General features: G+C 32.7%; 19 protein-coding genes. 4 read left to right on the plus strand and 15 right to left on the minus strand.

Annotation, left to right across the window (positions count from 1 at the left end; translation table 11 throughout):
* Positions 1-5: 5 nt before the first annotated feature.
* From polX to zapA, 3 genes are all read right to left on the minus strand, one after another.
* Complete coding sequence (polX, locus tag JG554_RS08410) at positions 6-1,718, minus strand: DNA polymerase/3'-5' exonuclease PolX (RefSeq protein WP_107360360.1); 1,713 nt, start codon at positions 1,716-1,718, stop codon at positions 6-8.
* A 111-nt stretch (positions 1,719-1,829) separates the two neighbouring features.
* On the minus strand, positions 1,830-2,351 hold the full coding sequence (locus tag JG554_RS08415; RefSeq protein ID WP_107360361.1) for a CvpA family protein: 522 nt from the start codon (positions 2,349-2,351) through the stop codon (positions 1,830-1,832).
* Positions 2,351-2,617, minus strand: a complete 267-nt coding sequence (gene zapA / locus JG554_RS08420; protein WP_019469289.1) for a cell division protein ZapA — start codon at positions 2,615-2,617, stop codon at positions 2,351-2,353. Before zapA ends, JG554_RS08415 begins: the two co-directional genes overlap by 1 nt.
* Positions 2,618-2,918: 301 nt before the next feature.
* Between zapA and rnhC the strand changes: the two genes are divergently transcribed.
* Positions 2,919-3,857 carry a ribonuclease HIII gene (rnhC, locus tag JG554_RS08425; protein ID WP_107360367.1) on the plus strand — a complete coding sequence of 313 codons (939 nt, stop codon included), beginning with the start codon at positions 2,919-2,921 and terminating at the stop codon, positions 3,855-3,857.
* A 90-nt stretch (positions 3,858-3,947) separates the two neighbouring features.
* On the opposite strand, the gene pheT is transcribed toward rnhC, so the two are convergent.
* The 6 genes from pheT to JG554_RS08455 all read right to left on the minus strand — a co-directional run bounded on the left by pheT (position 3,948) and on the right by JG554_RS08455 (position 10,352).
* Positions 3,948-6,350, minus strand: coding sequence for a phenylalanine--tRNA ligase subunit beta (gene pheT / locus JG554_RS08430; RefSeq protein ID WP_119505765.1), 2,403 nt, complete (start codon positions 6,348-6,350; stop codon positions 3,948-3,950).
* Positions 6,350-7,408 (minus strand): phenylalanine--tRNA ligase subunit alpha, encoded by a 1,059-nt coding sequence (gene pheS, locus JG554_RS08435; RefSeq protein ID WP_107360365.1) that lies wholly within the window; start codon positions 7,406-7,408, stop codon positions 6,350-6,352. The genes pheT and pheS overlap by 1 nt, the downstream gene beginning before the upstream one ends.
* Positions 7,409-7,735: 327 nt before the next feature.
* On the minus strand, positions 7,736-8,476 hold the full coding sequence (locus JG554_RS08440) for a TrmH family RNA methyltransferase (protein WP_107360364.1): 741 nt from the start codon (positions 8,474-8,476) through the stop codon (positions 7,736-7,738).
* A gap of 17 nt (positions 8,477-8,493) precedes the next feature.
* Positions 8,494-9,375: a M23 family metallopeptidase gene (locus tag JG554_RS08445; protein ID WP_238394753.1), complete on the minus strand. Its 882-nt coding sequence runs from the start codon at positions 9,373-9,375 to the stop codon at positions 8,494-8,496.
* Positions 9,376-9,560: 185 nt separating this feature from the next.
* The gene (gene rpmF / locus JG554_RS08450) at positions 9,561-9,734 is read right to left on the minus strand and encodes a 50S ribosomal protein L32 (RefSeq protein ID WP_019469283.1); all 174 of its coding nucleotides are present in this window, start codon (positions 9,732-9,734) and stop codon (positions 9,561-9,563) included.
* Positions 9,735-9,815: 81 nt separating this feature from the next.
* The gene (locus JG554_RS08455) at positions 9,816-10,352 is read right to left on the minus strand and encodes a YceD family protein (RefSeq protein WP_046207843.1); all 537 of its coding nucleotides are present in this window, start codon (positions 10,350-10,352) and stop codon (positions 9,816-9,818) included.
* Between the two features lie 126 nt (positions 10,353-10,478).
* Between JG554_RS08455 and JG554_RS08460 the strand changes: the two genes are divergently transcribed.
* Positions 10,479-11,621 (plus strand): nucleotidyltransferase, encoded by a 1,143-nt coding sequence (locus tag JG554_RS08460; RefSeq protein WP_107360169.1) that lies wholly within the window; start codon positions 10,479-10,481, stop codon positions 11,619-11,621.
* 269 nt (positions 11,622-11,890) lie between these two features.
* On the opposite strand, the gene JG554_RS08465 is transcribed toward JG554_RS08460, so the two are convergent.
* From JG554_RS08465 to rsmD, 3 genes are all read right to left on the minus strand, one after another.
* Complete coding sequence (locus tag JG554_RS08465; RefSeq protein WP_238394754.1) at positions 11,891-12,412, minus strand: MepB family protein; 522 nt, start codon at positions 12,410-12,412, stop codon at positions 11,891-11,893.
* A gap of 531 nt (positions 12,413-12,943) precedes the next feature.
* A complete protein-coding gene (gene coaD / locus JG554_RS08470; protein WP_019469279.1) occupies positions 12,944-13,429 on the minus strand; it encodes a pantetheine-phosphate adenylyltransferase in 486 nt (161 codons plus the stop codon).
* Position 13,430: 1 nt separating this feature from the next.
* Complete coding sequence (gene rsmD, locus JG554_RS08475) at positions 13,431-13,973, minus strand: 16S rRNA (guanine(966)-N(2))-methyltransferase RsmD (protein WP_046207846.1); 543 nt, start codon at positions 13,971-13,973, stop codon at positions 13,431-13,433.
* A 65-nt stretch (positions 13,974-14,038) separates the two neighbouring features.
* Between rsmD and JG554_RS08480 the strand changes: the two genes are divergently transcribed.
* Positions 14,039-14,428, plus strand: coding sequence for a DUF7147 family protein (locus JG554_RS08480; RefSeq protein ID WP_064209090.1), 390 nt, complete (start codon positions 14,039-14,041; stop codon positions 14,426-14,428).
* An 84-nt stretch (positions 14,429-14,512) separates the two neighbouring features.
* On the opposite strand, the gene JG554_RS08485 is transcribed toward JG554_RS08480, so the two are convergent.
* The gene (locus tag JG554_RS08485; RefSeq protein WP_064209091.1) at positions 14,513-14,764 is read right to left on the minus strand and encodes a YlbG family protein; all 252 of its coding nucleotides are present in this window, start codon (positions 14,762-14,764) and stop codon (positions 14,513-14,515) included.
* Between the two features lie 131 nt (positions 14,765-14,895).
* On the opposite strand from JG554_RS08485, the gene JG554_RS08490 reads away from it, so the two are divergent.
* On the plus strand, positions 14,896-15,822 hold the full coding sequence (locus JG554_RS08490) for a lysophosphatidylglycerol phospholipase D (RefSeq protein ID WP_107360170.1): 927 nt from the start codon (positions 14,896-14,898) through the stop codon (positions 15,820-15,822).
* Between the two features lie 67 nt (positions 15,823-15,889).
* Here JG554_RS08490 and JG554_RS08495 read toward each other — a convergent pair whose 3' ends face one another.
* Together JG554_RS08495 and JG554_RS08500 are read right to left on the minus strand one after the other, a co-directional pair.
* Positions 15,890-16,324, minus strand: a complete 435-nt coding sequence (locus tag JG554_RS08495) for a YlbF/YmcA family competence regulator (RefSeq protein WP_107360171.1) — start codon at positions 16,322-16,324, stop codon at positions 15,890-15,892.
* 11 nt (positions 16,325-16,335) lie between these two features.
* Positions 16,336-17,385, minus strand: a complete 1,050-nt coding sequence (locus tag JG554_RS08500; protein WP_046207851.1) for a CAP-associated domain-containing protein — start codon at positions 17,383-17,385, stop codon at positions 16,336-16,338.
* Positions 17,386-17,497 lie beyond the last annotated feature (112 nt).

A 17,497-nucleotide genomic window follows, 5' to 3' on the forward strand; every position in this document is an offset into this window, starting at 1 on the left:
TCCCTCTATTTCTTCAATTTTATATTATTGTCAATAAATGCTTTAAAAGATTCTCGATCCATTGTGTTTATAACTCTCTCTTTGTTTACAAATCCTTTTTGTGCAGTAGCTATACCGTATTTCATAAACTCTAAATGGTCTACGTGATGCGCATCAGTATTAATCGTTAGTTTCACATTCGTATGCTTTTTAACTATATCTGTATTTAAATCTAAGCGTTTAGGATTCGCATTGATTTCTAAAATAGTATTTGTTTCTTCTGCGATTTCACATAATTTATCAATATCAGGCCCATAACCTGCACGTTTACCTATGATACGCCCCGTTGGATGTGCAATATGACGGACATAGGGATTACGACATGCTTGCTCTAGACGAAACATGATATCTTCTTGAGATTGGTTGAAACTTTGATGTATCGCTGCAATGACATAATCTAGCTGTGCTAATATTTCATCATCATAGTCTAAACGTCCATCAGGTAAAATGTCCATTTCAATGCCTGAGTATATATCAATATCATCATATTTTTCGTTTAGTGCTTTAATTTCTTCATTTTGTCGCAACAACCGTTCAACAGAAAGTCCATTTGCTACTTTTAAACTCTGAGAATGATCTGTAATAACCATAAACTGGTAACCTTTAGCGATATTAGCCTCTATCATATCTTCAATACTAAACGCGCCATCACTATATGTTGTATGCATATGAATATCACCATTGATGTCATTGATATTGATTATATCTGTTAAATCTTTGTCAAATTCACTACCATCTTCACGTATTGAAGGTGCAATCCAATTTACTCCAAAATGATTATAAATTTCTTGTTCACTGTTATATTGAATTAATGAACCATCCGCTTCTTCTATACCATACTCACTAACCTTCTCTTTTTTTTCTTTAGCCAATTGACGGATTCGAATATTATGTTCTTTTGAACCTGTAAAATGCTGTAGTGTATGGTAAAAAGCAGATGGCTCGATTAATCTAAAATCTACACCAATGGTTTCATCATCATAGGTTAACTCTAACGAAATTTTCGTTGCTCCAACTGCTACTTCTTTAACCTTGTTAGGGATTTTTAATAAAGCTTTTTGAACTTCTAATGGTTGTTCTGTGCTTATAATATAATCTAAGTCCTTACTCATTTCTTTATAGCGACGGAAACTCCCTGCAACTTCGTATTTTTCTATCGACTCGATTGAGGATAAATAATCGCTAACTTCTATATTGAGTCCTCTCATTTGATCAATTGGATAACGCTCTTTTTTCGCTCCTAACGCTTTTACTGCTTCAAGGATATTTTGTTCAGTTTTTTTAGCGAATCCACTTAGCTCACTTACTTTTCCTTCTTCACAGGCTTTTTGCAATGCTTCTTTTCCATCAATATTAAGCGCTTTATATAATTTCGCTATTTTTTTGCTACCGAGTCCTTGTATTTTAAGTAGAGGAATTAATCCTTCTGGCACTTCTTCTTGTAATGTTGCTAAAGTCGTAGAATGACCTGTTTCTCTATATTCATTAATCACCTCTCCTACGCCTTTACCAATACCTTTTAACTCTGTAACATCTTCGATTTGGTCTAAAGGACGCTCATCTATTTCCAAGCTTTGAGCGGCTTTTCTATAAGCAGAAATTTTGAAAGTGTTTTCGCCTTTTATTTCCATATATACCGCAATTTTTTCTAATAATTGAATAATTTCTTTTTTAGTCATTTGTTTCACTCCATAGAAAAAGGTCAAGACAGCATCACCTAACCATTTTGGTATTTAAGTTACGCCTTGACCTCCTAGTTTTTTAAAGCTATAAATTTCACATCACTATTTTTATAGTTGTGTGATAAACATTGAGATAAACGGAATATGTAATAATATATGTTCTGTTATAATCGAATTAGATAGTTGTTGCTGTATCATCCTGTTAGGATAAATGGCACAACTATACAACAAAATTATATTAATAGTTACTGATGGAATAATACTTAACATCATACCAAATAACCTGCTTGTTATATTCGGTAATTTTTGTTTAAGGGTATAATCGAATATAACGATAATGCCATAACATATGACTTTTGTAATCAGCGCTATCGTTACAAATGCGACAATATGCTCAAATCGTTGCTGCAAATCTGCAAATTGAAATGCAAAATTCATATCGTAAGCGCGTGTCTTAGGATATGGCACAAATAACTCCAAACGCTGTGCTATCTGTAAATAATATTTTTGAGCCACCCACAAAGCAAAAATAGTTGCACTTAGATGTATCGTCGATAACCACACGCCTCTTCTAAAGCCAATGATGCCAATATATATGAAGATGACAACTATCGCTAAATCAAAAATCATTAATCTTCACTATGCTTCAATTGATTTATTTCTTGTCTTAAACGGTCATTTTCTTCTTCTACTTGCACTTTTTCATGCATGATATTAACCGCAGTAAGAATTGCTTTTCTAGTTGTATCTAAACCTGCACTTTTACTTGCTAACTCTTTGAGTCTCTCATCTACCAAATGTGCTACATAACGGATATGCTCAGGATTATCTTCTCCGACTATTGTATAATGTTGATCATTTATAGTTACGTTAATCCGATTTTTAAACTCACCCATATAATAACTCCTGACTTTTAAATTTTATTTCTAATCTGAATGATTTTACTTTATTTATATTTATATGTTGGTAATTTATAATATTTATTACGAACTATTATACACGACAAGATATTTTTTTGTAAGAGGTGTGAATTGTTCTATTTGAAATATTTAATGATTATACAACAATTATTTAAATCATTTTTATTTCATATCATATTGCCATTTATATCATAAATAGCTAACTTATTTAAATTTATGATATGATATGCATTATCCAATTTTAAAATAAGTTATTTGAACAAAGAGAGGTCACTAAATGGCTAATATAGTACAAAAATTAACAAACCAAGAAATACAACAATTAATGACTAAAATTGATTTTAATACGACTAATCTTTCACAAGGTATGAAAGCACGGACGAAATATCGTAACACCGCTATTACGATATACAATTCTAATAAAGTAATGTTTCAAGGTAAAGATGCCGAATCTGTAGCAAACGCTATGTTGCCTAATAAATCAATACCTTCAAAAAGCGACACCAAACACAATCAAAGCAAACAATCTAAACAGCACATCTCCTATAATCAATTTCAATGTATCGGCAGCGACGAAGCAGGTAGTGGTGATTATTTCGGGCCACTAACGGTTTGTGCAGCCTATGTATCCAAAAAGCACGCTCAAATTTTAAAAACACTTGGTGTAGATGATTCTAAAAGACTTACTGATGCTAAAATTATAGAGATTGCCGAACAAATTATAACTTTCATCCCGCATTCTTTATTAACAATGCATAATGAAAAATACAATGAGAAACAAAAAGCCGGTTGGTCTCAAGTTAAAATGAAGGCAGTGTTACATAACGAAGCTATAAAAAATGTCGTTGCAAAAATTGACACGGATGAACTTGATTATATTGTGATTGACCAATTTGCTGAGCCTGGTGTATATAAAAGATATGCACTTAGCAATCTACCGTTTGAAAATAAGACAAAATTTGAAACAAAAGGTGAATCAAAGTCTATTGCAATTGCTGCTGCAAGTATTATTTCACGTTATGCCTTTGTGAAAAATATGGATCAACTATCAAAGCATGCAAAAGTTGAATTACCTAAAGGCGCTAGCAATAAAGTAGATTTAGCTGCTGCAAAAATAATTGATAAAAACGGTGTCCAATATTTAGACGCTATGACTAAAAAGCATTTTGCGAACAGAACAAAAGCTTTGAATTTAATAAATAAAAAACATCAATAAACGATAATTTATAACCCAAAACGTTCTTAATGTAAAAAACAAAGCCTTGAATCATCGCCACATTTGGCATAGATTCAAGGCTTTATAATATTATCTAATCGTCGCACCTTCTGCTTGTAACGCTTCTAAAATACGGTCGTGTACTTCATTTACTTTATCATCAGTGAGCGTTTGTTTTGTATCTAAATATGATAAACGAAGTGCAATTGATTTTTCATCTTCTGCCACATGTTCACCTTCATATACATCAAAGACTTCTGCATTTTGTAAAATGTCGCCACCGTTATTTTTAATCACATTAACGATTTTGGCTGATGGCATCGCGCGATTAATGACTAATGCAATATCTCTCGATACACCAGGGAATCTTGGAATTGGTTGATAATTAATATAACCAACGGAAACTGACATCAACTTATCATAATTGAGTTCAAATACATAAGTTCGTTTTAAATCATAGTCGTTTTCAGTTTGTGGATGTAATTCCCCTACAAATCCAACAATTTCATTATTCAGCTTAACCAATGCAGTTCTGCCTGGATGTAATCCACTTATTTCACCAGCTTCATATTCAAATTGAACATCTAAAATTTCACCAATACGTTCAACAACACCTTTTGCTACAAAGAAATCAATCGCTTCTTTTTTACTTTGCCAAGTATTGACAGCATAATCTCCTGTTAGTATACCACTTAAGTATTCTACTTCGTCTGGCAATTGATCTTTTCCATTGCCAAAGAATACACGGCCCAATTCATAAAGCGCAACATGATGATTACTTCTAGCCACATTATAAGACACATCATCAATAAGATGTGGAATCAAACTCTGTCTCAAAGTGGCATGAGCTTCACTCATAGGCATCAGTAATGATATCGTTGAGCGATCCTGCAATGCAAAATCAGTTGCACGTGCTTTATCTACAAGTGAATAATTAATCGCTTGGCTTAATCCAGCACCTTCTAATGTCGCTTTTACAATTCTTGTTTTTGCTTGTCTATCATTTAGTGTGCCTGGTGTTACGTGTTCAAAAACTGGTAACGTTGATGGTATTTCATCATAACCATAGATTCGAGCAATTTCTTCGATTAGATCTTCTTTTATTGTAATATCTTTACGACGCGAAGGAACCATTACTGTCAGTGTATTACCTTCTTGTGTCGTTTCAAATCCTAATTGAACAAATATCGCTTCAATATCTTCTTTAGATAGTTCAAAACCAATTGTTTTGTTCACTTTTTCAACTGTGATTTCAATAGGTGTCACAAATTGACCTAAATCGCCTTCAGCTACACGATCTTGTAGTACTGTTCCACTTGCATATTGTTGTAGCAAATAACATGCTCTGTCCACGGCTTCGTCTACAAACTCGGTTGCAATACCTTTTTCAAATCGACTTGAAGCTTCACTACGTAAGTTTAGTCGTCGAGAAGTATGTCTAATTGAAACTGAGTCGAAAATCGCACCTTCAATAATGACATTTGTAGTATTTTCAGTCACCTCTGAGAAATCTCCGCCCATCACACCTGCAATTGCAATTGGAGTATTACCATTAGTAATAACAATATCGCTATCTTTTAATATTCTCTCTTGATCATCTAGTGTTGTCATTTTTTCCTCTGCCTTAGCTTGACGCACTTCTATTTGATCAGAACCAATTTGATCTTTATCAAACATATGCAACGGTTGACCATATTCTAATAATACATAATTTGAAATATCAACAACATTATTGATTGGTCGAATACCTGCTTTAATCAATCTCATTTGCATCCATTCTGGTGAAGGATGAATTTTAACATTTTTCACTATTCTAGCACTGTAATAAGGCACCTTGTCCTGATTTTGAACATTGATACTTAATTCATTTGTGGCTTGTTCATTCGTTAATTCACTTTGCGTTTCTGGCTTTTTCATTGGCACATTATAAAGTGCAGCTGTTTCATAAGCAGTACCTATCATACTTAACGCATCTGCTCTATTTGGTGTTAAATCAAATTCCATAACTTGATCATTTAAATATAAAGCAGTAAGTGCATCAGTACCAGGTTTGACATCTGAAGTAAATACATATATGCCTGATTCAAATTGCTTTGGAACAAGGTTTGGCGAAATACCTATTTCTTGTAATGAACAAATCATACCTTCCGAACGTTCACCGCGTAATTTTGCTCTTTTGATTTTTATACCTCCAGGTAAACGTCCACCTACTGTAGCTACAATGACGCTCTGCCCTGCATCAACATTTGGTGCACCACAGACAATTTGTACTGGCGCTTCTTCACCAATATCAACTTGGCATAAACTTAATTTATCTGCATCTGGATGGGGTGCTTTAGATTGAACATAGCCAACCACTAAATTTTTAATGTCTTTTGTGTAATCAATAATATCATCTACTTCAATACCTGTGCGTGTTATTTTTTCTGCAAGAACATTTACAGGTTGATTAATTGCTACAAACGACTCTAACCATTCTTTTGAAATAAACATTATAATTCACCTCTATCTTCTACCGCTTTAAATTGATCTAAGAAACGCACATCATTTGTATAAAAATGTCGTATATCTTCGATACCATACTTGAGCATCGCAATTCTATCTGGTCCCATGCCAAAAGCAAAACCTGTATATTTCGATGCATCAAATCCAGCCATTTCTAAAACATTAGGGTGAACCATACCAGCACCTAAAATTTCTATCCACCCTGTCTGTTTACAGACATTACAACCTGCTCCGCCACATTTGAAACATGATACGTCAACCTCTACAGATGGTTCAGTGAATGGGAAGTAGCTTGGGCGCAGACGAATTTCTCTGTCTTCACCAAATAGTTGTTTAGCTAACAATTCTAATGTACCTTTTAAATCGCTCATTTGAATATTTTCATCTACAACTAATCCTTCAATTTGCGTAAATTGGTGACTATGCGTTGCGTCATCAGAATCACGTCTGTAAACTTTACCAGGACATAAAATTTTCACTGGCCCTTGGCCATTACGTTGTTCCATTGTTCTTGCTTGAACCGGTGACGTATGCGTACGCATTAAGATATCTTCAGTAATATAAAAACTATCTTGCATATCTCTCGCCGGGTGTGATTTTGGCAAATTTAATGCTTCGAAATTGTAATAATCTTTTTCAACTTCATATCCATCTACAATTTCATAACCCAAACCTAAAAATAAATCTTCAATTTCCTCAATCGTTCTTGTTAACGGATGCTTAGCACCTATTGAAATTTTACGGCTAGGTAAAGTCACATCGAGTTTTTCTTCTGTTAATTGTTGCTCTAATTTTGCATTTGCTAAAATCTCTCGACGTGATTCAATCTCACCTTCAATTGTTTGTCTCACTTCATTTACTTTTTGTCCGTATGCTGGTTTTTCTTCATTCGATAATTCTTTCATATGTTTCATCAAACCAGTCACAGAACCTTTTTTACCTAGATATTTGACTTTGACATCTTGTAGTTCTTTTTCATTTTGAGCTTCATTTATATCTACTAATGCTTGTTGTTTAATCTCAGACATTGCCTCTGTTTGCGCCATACTTTGCCTCCTATTTAAAATCTATATTTTCAAATGATCAATAATTGCATACAAAAAAGCTTTCACCCCTTAAAACTGGGACGAAAGCTTTCCGTGGTACCACCCAAATTTATGCACACGCATACACTTGTAATCTTTGATAACGGAAATGATTTCCGACTTAAATTTCTTTAAGTAACCAAAAAGATGAAAAAAACTAATCACAGTGGATTATCTTTCAGTCTATGAATAATCTCCCTTGAACAACTGCTACTATTAGTTTACGTCTTTTTATAGGTTAATATTTTTCATTGATGTGTTTATTATATACGAAATTCATTCAAAGGGTCAACCTTTCAAATGATACAATAATATACTTCCTGCAATTGCAACATTTAAACTTTCGGCTTGACCATATATAGGAATGTTTAAATTCTGAGTCGTTTGTTTTAATAAATCAGGATTGACACCTTCTCCTTCATTTCCAAGGAGCAGTGCAAAACTTTCTTGATGCTTCACTTGATTATAAGGAATCGCATGCTCTAATGCTGTACCATAAACATTTCCATTAAAACCTTCGATAAATTCACTTAAATCTCTCGTTATAATAGGTATATGAAAAACGCTACCTTGACTTGCACGGAGTACTTTGTCTTGATAAGGATCTGCGGTTCCTTTTTCTAACACGATTAAATCGATGCCTGCTGCATCTGCAGTGCGTATTAATGTTCCCATATTTCCTGGGTCTTGGATACGATCTAGTAACAGTACTTGTTGATATGCTTTTTCCTCATAATGCACTTTTTCTATAATCGCAAAGAACCCCTGCGGCGTAACTGTACCAGACAGTGATTCTGCTACTTTTAAATTGATTTCATATACTTCGTCAACATCATTTACGAGTTGTTCATCTAATCTATCGATATCAATAGCAAATAACTGAAGGATTTTGATATTACTCTTATGTGCTTCGTCAATTAAGTGTACGCCTTCGATAAGCACATGACCTGTTTTATCTCTTTCACGTTTCTTTTTCAATTTATTTGCGTTTTTAATCTTATTGTTTTGTGCAGAAGTTATCATTTCCATAATATAGCCTCTTTATTTCAAATTTTAAATATATGTCTTATATTTGAACTTAATTGTTTGCATCTTCTAGCTAAGTCAAATTGATTTTCTAATATTATACTATCTCCACTATAACTTACCATATCACCTTTTTCAGGCAAAACATTATCAAGCAACTTACACTTATATGTTTTAGCAAATTGTGGATTGCTTTGATTCATAATTTGAAAATGTACGTGCGGTTCCATTGTGTTGCCCGAATTTCCTACTCGTGCAATTAATTGTCCACGTCTTATCTGCTCTCCGACACTGACTTCAAAGGAATTTGGTTTAAGATGCGCTATCATACTAAACTCTTTGTCCGTGTGTTTAATAATGATGTAATTACCTTCTGGATGTTTCATATTATTTTCTCCTGGTAGTGCATCTGCTATACCGTCTACGATATCTATTACAACACCATTTGCTGGAGCAATCACACTTTGATTATAACTATAATAACTTTCACAGCAATTAGGATTGCCATGATAAGTCAGATGATTTTTCACTAGAATCAGGTCTAATGCATAACGTTGATTTTTGTATGAGTAATGATGATTTACAAGCTCATTTTCACCACCAGCGTATACAAACCACGTGTCTAGAACTGGTATCGTATACCTTAATTTCGTTTCTTTATGTCTGTTTGACAAATTCATAGGAATAAGCACGAAACCAATAATTTCATGATACTTATTTAACGTCACACTAATACCAGATGTTTTCTTTACATCTAACCATATGTATTCTTCTTTATAATTGAGTTGTATATGTTTGTATAATTTATTTTTATGTCTAATTGTATTATATGATTTCAATAATCTTTCTAACTCGTGATAGGAGGAAATTTCTTGAAAATAATCACTAAACTGATTATACAACCATTCGCTGTCACTATTTTCTATTTTTTCTAATATTACTTGTGCATTTTTTCAATCATCATTTACACAACCCATCAATTGTATATAACATTACTATTAAAAATAAAAAATCGCTCATAAATTATTATATGAATAATTAATGAACGATTAATCTCGGCTAAACATTAGCCTTTAAATAAATGAAATTATTTAGATACAACTTCTTCACCTTTGTATGAACCACAGTTCTTACAAACACGGTGAGATAATTTGTATTCACCACAATTTGGGCATTCTGTCATACCAGGTACTGAAATTTTAAAATGCGTACGACGTTTATTTTTTCTTGTTTTTGACGTTCTTCTTTTTGGTACTGCCATGATATATCCTCCTTATATTCATACATTACTAAATTATTTTCAGACTCAATAATCTATTATACTATAAATTATTTAAATCCGCTATTGCTCTTCGTCATATAATTGTTGTAGTTTTTGAAGCCTAGGATCGATTTGCTCAGCTTCCTCTTCTTCAGCAAGCTCAACCGCTTGTTCCTCGTCAATAACTTCCCAACCATTACCTTCACGTAGCATCTGATCGCTATTATTTGCAAAAGCACGCATTGGCTTTTCTATAATAACAAGTTCTTCAGCAATATCTTTTAGATTAATCATGCCATCTGTGGCATCATGATAATGCTCATCTTCTTCGTCATCACCTATATACGCGTTACCTTCCAAATCAAAAATTTCTTGTGATTTTATGTCAATAGGCACTTCGACTGGTACTAACGTACGCGCGCACGCCATCGTATAGGTTCCAGTTATATGCATATCTGCAATGACTTCATTTGATTTGACAGTTAGTTCACCCTCAACATCAATATCAGATAAATCTATTAAATCTAATGATTTTACTAAATGATCAAAATTCACCGTTTGATGGAACTCAAATGGTTTATCTTGGAATTTTCTTAATTGTGTTATTGACCATTTCATATGGCTTCACCTCTAACAAGCACAAAATTTATTTTAACTTTATAGACAAAAGTTGTCAAGATTTTTTCTTAACACAAATTAATCTGATACAATATCTATAATGAATTCTGAAAGGGAGAATTGCAAATGAAAAGCGTTGCACTAGTCACTGAATATAATCCTTTCCACAATGGTCACTTATACCATGCCCAGACATCAAAGTCAATAACTGCTTCTGAAATATCTATAGCCATTATGAGTGGTAATTTTGTTATGAGAGGTCAACCTGCCATATATAATAAATTTACACGTACTCGAATGGCATTGAGTGCAGTGGATTTAGTCATTGAATTACCAGCAGTAGCTGCATTATCAGCAGGCCAATATTTTGCAGAAACAGCTGTCGAAATAGCGAGTTACGTTGATGCAGATCATCTATCATTTGGTAGTGAATCAGGTGACATCGATTCATTTCATGAATTGCTACAAAATATCTCTAAAATAGAACAATCGCCTGAATTTATTAAGAAACTAAAAGAAGGCAAAAGTTATCCAAGAATATTAAGTGAACTTTTAAACAATCATACATTATTATCTTCACCCAATAATACATTAGGTATTTCTTATATGCGAGCGATTCAAAAGTTAGCACCTCATATCAAACCTTGGACGATACCAAGAGAAAGCAGTCACCACCATGATTCCAATATTTCAAATTTAGATTTCGCTAGTGGCACTTCCATTCGCAATGCAATACAAGCCCATAACGACCAATGGAAATCAGTTGTTCCCGACTCAATACAACAGCTCTATCAAGAACCACAAGCAACTGTAGAAGATACGTTTCCATATATTAAATATGCTGTTTTAAGTCATACGCCACAATCTCTGAAAAATATCTATACGATGTCCGAAGGATTAGAAAATCGCATATTAGATAAAATTAGATATGCTACATCATTTGAGCATTTCATGTCACTCATTAAAACAAAAAGGTATACTTATACACATATACAGCGTATTTTAATGAATATTTTACTAAACTTTCAACAAAACCATAAACATAACGCTGTAAATGCAGTGCACATTCTTGGTATGTCAGCAAAGGGTCAACAATATTTAAAATACTTAAAACAAAAATTTCCAGAACGTCATTTTATTACGCAAATAAATCAACAAAACGCGCATTTATTTGAACGAGAAATCCATTCAACAAATATTTATAATTTGCTCACACACCATACAGAAACAGATTTCAATACACATGTCATACGTACTGAAAATGACTGAATGCTAATCAAAACAATTAAAACAAGATCCTAGTATTGGAGCCTGTAAATAATTTTTTAGAATTTTATTTATAGGCTTTATATATAGCGTTATTTTTATTATTTAGCTTAATTTTCAATAGTAGTATCCCATAGGTATTTTCAGTAATAATGGTAATTAATTACCTACAATTTGACTTTTATCAAAATAAATCCGTTTGCCTCATTTAGTTTTCGTATTTATAGCGTACGAAAATGACTGATGTCTATATTAAACAGCTCGAATCAACACTATGTATATAATTCAATTAGTTTCTGTTCATCGACATCATATGATAAATCTACAAAATAGTCGAGTTGCCACTTTTGAGTAAGTTTTGCAGTTTTGTTTAAGTCTTTTTCCCAACTTGGATAAACACGAAAAGCCATCTTCCCTTTTTGCTTTTCAGAACTTAAAATATTTTTGCGCATAAGAATTTCTTTTTGAAAAATGAATTGTCCTTTTTTCACACCATCTAATATATTAATAACTAATTTATCTTCCATCTCATCATAATTAAAAGGTACGTTGTTTCCTTGATCATTTTTACGCCATATCGCAACAAAATAGCCGTGTTTCTTTGGTGTTTTTTTAGCTAATCTACTTTTAAAAGTGACGTGATTAAACATAAAATTGATAGCTTCATATGCTTGATTCCAGTTTTCAATATTTAAGGCTTCAAACGAAAAGGCTAATTTCGTTTCTTTTAATTTATTAAATAGTGAGTTCGAATTATTATTAATGGTTATCATCCTTTTGATAGAAATTTTCATCACAGGTGTACATCTTTTACTTTCTCTCTGCTGCTCGAAAGCATAAGAACCACTAACCCAACAAGTTGGGAAGTGTATTTGGGATTACTTGAGCTTCTGCTCATGCATAAGAACCACTAACCCAACAAGTTGAGAAGTGTATTTGGGATTACTTGAGCTTCTGCTCATGCATAAGAACCACTAACCCAACAAGTTGGGAAGTGTATTTGGGATTACTTGAGCTTCTGCTCATGCATAAGAACCACTAACCCAACAAGTTGGGAAGTGTATTTTGGATTACCTGAGCTTCTGCTCATGCATAAGAACCACTAACCCAACAAGTTGGGAAGTGTATTTTGGATTACCTGAGCTTCTGCTCATGCATAAGAACCACTATCCCAACAAGTTGGGAAGTGTATTTTGGATTACCTGAGCTTCTGCTCATGCATAAGAACCACTAACCCAACAAGTTGGGAAGTGTATTTTGGATTACCTGAGCTTCTGCTCATGCATAAGAACCACTATCCCAACAAGTTGGGAAGTGGTTCTTTATCATTTCTTAAACTTTTCATTCAATGCTTTTTCAACATGTTCTGGTACAAAATCGGATACATTAGCCTTATATGCAGCCACTTCTTTCACTACACTGGAACTAATAAAGGAATAATTTGTACTTGTCATCATGTACATCGTTTCTACATTACTATTTAACTTTTTGTTCATTGAAGTCAATCTCAATTCATATTCAAAATCGCTTACAGCTCTCAAACCTCTAATAATTGTTTGCGCACCAATTTCATCACAAAAATCTACAAGTAATCCATTAAAATGATGTACTGTAACATTATCAAGGTGTTTTACAGATGCTTCTATTAACTCAATGCGCTCATCGACTGAAAAAGTGCCCGACTTGTTGTTATTTTTCAAAACACAAATGTGCAATTCATCAAAGCGATCGGCACTCCTATCAATGATGTCAATATGACCATATGTAATTGGATCAAAACTTCCTGGAATCACTGCTTTAGTTGTAGACATTTTAATCTCCTTTTTCTAATAACAAAGTGTCTGTTAATCCATAGTGATATCTTTTAATCACATGAAATGATTTTGTATCAATCTCTTCTTTATGATTGAACTCACAAACGATAATACCATTTTCTTTTAATAAATTAAACTTTATAATTCCGTCTAACGCTTCATCAATTAATCCCTTATCATAAGGTGGGTCTAAAAATATAACATCAAATTGTATTTCTCTTTTTGAAAGTGCTTTAAGTGCTCTATCTGCATTATTTTTATAAACTTCCGCTTGTTCATCAATGTTTAAATGTTGAAGGTTCGCTTTGATAATTTTTATTGCTTTGAAATTTTGATCTACAAAAATCACTTTTTCCATTCCTCGAGACAATGCTTCAATACCCAAGGCACCACTTCCGGCAAATAAATCTAACCCAATGCCTGATACTTCGTGTAGACTGTTAAAAATTCCTTCCTTAACTTTGTCCATCGTAGGCCGAGTGTTACGACCTTCCATACTTTCTAGTGGTTTACTTTTATGGATTCCAGAAATCACTCTCATTGAGAAACACTTCCATTCTTTAAGTTATTTTTATATAATACATACTGCATGAAAGGAGGGGCAAAATGAAACAAGCCTTTATACAATTGGGCGAAGGCCTTACAGACTTATTTGAATTTACAACGCTCATTGAATACAATCACGCACGAATCGAGCATATCGTTTACTTCCACACCCCTACTTTTGATAAACAATTATCTTCAGTGGCTATTATTATGAAACCTACCCAAGGTCAACATTTTCAGGCGATGTACATTATGGTAAATGCAGTTAAATATCCATATCCATATTCGAATAAAAAATTCAATTTAATTAACGAACAAGCAGCACGTTTCAACATTGATGTGAAAGAAATTGATGTGCAACCACCCGAGCATTTTCATTCCAACAGTATTTATTTCAATTATTTAATCAGTGTATTGAGACTTCAACGGTGGATACCACCATTACAATAGTCGTAAATAAAACAAAGTCACGTAGTTATATTTAAAGCTAATGTGACTTTGTTTATTAATAAAAAATATTTAAATTTAATACAATCACGAAAATTCATGTTGTTCTTTTGGATACTCCTTTTTAAGATATTTATAAGGAGAACCTGCTATATGTTTTACATATTTTAAGCTCATCAGTTTGTCTACAATAGTGTCAGCCTCTTCTTCATTTATATACATAATAACATAACGTTGTAACTTATTCGTACTGACTATATGTCCAAATTTTCTAATTTGGCGTTCGTGTTTCATATGTTTTAAATATATAACTAAACTTGTTCTAGATACAATATTCATACTATTATCACTCCATTTATTAGCCACTTTATAATATCATGCCTAATTCGATTAATAAATAACAATTATTTTGAACAATAGCTAACATTTGCTATATTACTGTATATACTCAAATCAAGGAGGATTTGCGCATGACAACAATAAACAAATTAATAAAAGGTGCATTTTTAGGTACGGTTGGTTTAGTAGGTAGTGTTATTTTCTTTTCTAAATATAAAGCTAAACCTACGAACCAAGAAGTTCCAGCTTTTTTCTCTAAGCCTGCACCGTACATTTTCGCACATCGTGGTGGTATGGCAGTAAAACCTGAGCTAACAAAACTCGCATTTGACAATGCTTTATCACATCACGTAGACGGATTCGAAATTGACGTGAGATTGACTAACGATCAACAATTAGTGGTTTTTCATGATGCAGACGTTGATCGTACAACAAATGGCTCTGGAAAAGTAGCAACACATACTTTAACTGAATTAAAGCAGCTAGACGCAGGTTATCATTTCAAGGATTTAAACGGCTCAACACCTTATCGTAATCATCCTGACGCTAAAATACTGACTTTTGATGAATTATTAACATTATATCCTAACACACTGATAAATGTTGATCTTAAAGATGATTCACAAAGTAATCAAGGTAAATTAGCACCTAAAATAATTTACGATATCATTGTTAAAAACCACGCGCAAAATCGAGTTTTAGTTACTAGTTTTCAAAGCGATCAAATTAATTTGTTCAAAAAAGAAAGCAACCATACAATAGCGATTGGCGCAAGCCAAAATGAAGTGGCAGAAGGCTTCTTAAAATTCAAATCAGGTTTAGGTAACACGTTTAAACCACAAGCACATACATTTCAAATGCCAGTGAATTTTAATGGTATTAAATTGACTTCTCCTAGATTTATTCAGTGGTTAAATGAACGTAACATCGTTCCAGGCTTTTATGGCATTAACAATTTAGATTTAATGAATGATTTAGTTAAAACTGGGGTGCATACGTTAGTCACTGATAGACCTGATTTAGCAGAACGTTTTAAAAACACCTATCGAAATAAATAATTATACAAAAGCTGGGTCACTACAAGTGCCCAGCTTTTATATGAATTAACACTACAGCGTTGATTTGCTATAAAGAACAGCTACAAGAACCACCTGTAGCACAACCACTTGCATCTTTTTGGAAAAATGGATTGCCAGTTTCTATCTTTACATTTTCAGATACAGCATAAGCTATTTTCACGATAACCTCATCTATTAAGTTTTGTAATGCAAACTCTTTTTGTTTGTAATCCATAACTACAGGTAGCATTTCATAAGCACGTTTACGTTTACGTGTTTCTAACATCACTTTTTGGTAATCTGGATGATATTTACCAAATCTCATGATTTCATCATATTGTTCTTTTGATTTTAAAAAGGCTTGATAGAGTAAATGTGCTTCATCGTTTTCTTGTAAATTTTGTTCTGCTTTTTTAAATGAATGATATAATCGTGAATCAAGTATTTTATCACTTAAATGCTCAATATCATCAAGAATATTCACCGTTTCTTCTGTTATCATAATAATCTCTCCTACTTATCTTCAATGAAAATAATTGTATAATATCCGTTTGACACTTCGCCGCCAACTTCATTGTATTTAGAATTTAACATCCTTGATCTATGAATATCAGAGTTTAACCAACTGTGGATTAAAGTTGGTACTTCGTTAAAATCATAACCCACATTTTGACTAGTGGAAACAAAAGAAATATTTTGTTCATTCAGCTTTTGTTTTAATGCATCTTCTGTGAATTCTACACTGTCAGTATCAATAGCTTCGTATAAATTGTATGATGCGATATGAGCTACGTCATTGTTGATTTTTAAAGGTTTTGCATCTTTTAATTTACGCATTTCATTAGTTATTTCATAAAGTGTCATCAATTGATTTGCATTCTGTTCATATGGTATTTTTTTATAATTATTTTTCACCTTTTTATCTTCTTGTGCAGTTATCATTTGATAAGGTTTAAATGCCATTAATGCTTCACTATCTAAATATCTTACACCTACGATTTCGTTAGCTTGTTGATCAATATATATTTGTGCATAAACATCATTAAATTTAATTAATGTCTGTGTTTTCATATCTGAATCAGAAAGTTCTATTTCATACGTTTTGCCATTAGCTTTAATCGTCGGTTCCGGATTGATACTGTACTTTTCGAAAACATGAGATGCATTGTCACCAATTTCTACCGGATTAGCGTTAGCATTTTTACCAGTGGCATACACAGATTTAATCTTATTTTTTTTAGTTGTTACAAGATAATATTGATCTTTTTGTTTAAAGACGTAGTTTTTAAAACCACCTTTATATGCATACACTCTATCAGCTTGTCCATAATTTTCAGTTAAATTATGTAAATCTTGTCCAATCCAAGTACCCACACCTTTTTTAAGCTTTGGATTTTCAACATTTGTTTTTGTGTTTCGAAAATCTTTATTTTGTGTTGTTTTTGACGTATCTTTATTAGGATTTTCTAAAACATCGAATTTCAAACGCGGTGAGTAAAATAAATAAATTATAAAACAAATCAATACTAATACACCAATAACTTTAATTATCAGTTTCTTCATCGCTCATCCACCTACATTATTCTTTGGTTTATTGTACATGTTTATAACAGATACAAGCAAGGCATGTCCTCAAATTTATTGATTTGTAATCATCCCTTTACATTTTCATCAT

It is taken from the genome of Staphylococcus sp. 11-B-312 (assembly GCF_016743055.1).
Taxonomy (GTDB): Bacteria; Bacillota; Bacilli; order Staphylococcales; family Staphylococcaceae; genus Staphylococcus; species Staphylococcus ureilyticus.

What these genes read in the sequence shown, in the direction of transcription:
- JG554_RS08490 (WP_107360170.1), top strand. Translation starts at nt 14,896, where the DNA reads ATGACAACAATAAACAAATTAATAAAAGGTGCATTTTTAGGTACGGTT.
- JG554_RS08465 (WP_238394754.1), bottom strand. Translation starts at nt 12,412, where the DNA reads ATGAAAATTTCTATCAAAAGGATGATAACCATTAATAATAATTCGAAC.
- pheS (WP_107360365.1), bottom strand. Translation starts at nt 7,408, where the DNA reads ATGGCGCAAACAGAGGCAATGTCTGAGATTAAACAACAAGCATTAGTA.
- rpmF (WP_019469283.1), bottom strand. Translation starts at nt 9,734, where the DNA reads ATGGCAGTACCAAAAAGAAGAACGTCAAAAACAAGAAAAAATAAACGT.
- JG554_RS08455 (WP_046207843.1), bottom strand. Translation starts at nt 10,352, where the DNA reads ATGAAATGGTCAATAACACAATTAAGAAAATTCCAAGATAAACCATTT.
- JG554_RS08460 (WP_107360169.1), top strand. Translation starts at nt 10,479, where the DNA reads ATGAAAAGCGTTGCACTAGTCACTGAATATAATCCTTTCCACAATGGT.
- rsmD (WP_046207846.1), bottom strand. Translation starts at nt 13,973, where the DNA reads ATGAGAGTGATTTCTGGAATCCATAAAAGTAAACCACTAGAAAGTATG.
- JG554_RS08495 (WP_107360171.1), bottom strand. Translation starts at nt 16,324, where the DNA reads ATGATAACAGAAGAAACGGTGAATATTCTTGATGATATTGAGCATTTA.
- pheT (WP_119505765.1), bottom strand. Translation starts at nt 6,350, where the DNA reads ATGTTTATTTCAAAAGAATGGTTAGAGTCGTTTGTAGCAATTAATCAA.
- JG554_RS08485 (WP_064209091.1), bottom strand. Translation starts at nt 14,764, where the DNA reads ATGAATATTGTATCTAGAACAAGTTTAGTTATATATTTAAAACATATG.
- JG554_RS08415 (WP_107360361.1), bottom strand. Translation starts at nt 2,351, where the DNA reads ATGATTTTTGATTTAGCGATAGTTGTCATCTTCATATATATTGGCATC.
- rnhC (WP_107360367.1), top strand. Translation starts at nt 2,919, where the DNA reads ATGGCTAATATAGTACAAAAATTAACAAACCAAGAAATACAACAATTA.
- JG554_RS08500 (WP_046207851.1), bottom strand. Translation starts at nt 17,385, where the DNA reads ATGAAGAAACTGATAATTAAAGTTATTGGTGTATTAGTATTGATTTGT.
- JG554_RS08440 (WP_107360364.1), bottom strand. Translation starts at nt 8,476, where the DNA reads ATGGAAATGATAACTTCTGCACAAAACAATAAGATTAAAAACGCAAAT.
- polX (WP_107360360.1), bottom strand. Translation starts at nt 1,718, where the DNA reads ATGACTAAAAAAGAAATTATTCAATTATTAGAAAAAATTGCGGTATAT.
- zapA (WP_019469289.1), bottom strand. Translation starts at nt 2,617, where the DNA reads ATGGGTGAGTTTAAAAATCGGATTAACGTAACTATAAATGATCAACAT.
- coaD (WP_019469279.1), bottom strand. Translation starts at nt 13,429, where the DNA reads ATGTCTACAACTAAAGCAGTGATTCCAGGAAGTTTTGATCCAATTACA.
- JG554_RS08480 (WP_064209090.1), top strand. Translation starts at nt 14,039, where the DNA reads ATGAAACAAGCCTTTATACAATTGGGCGAAGGCCTTACAGACTTATTT.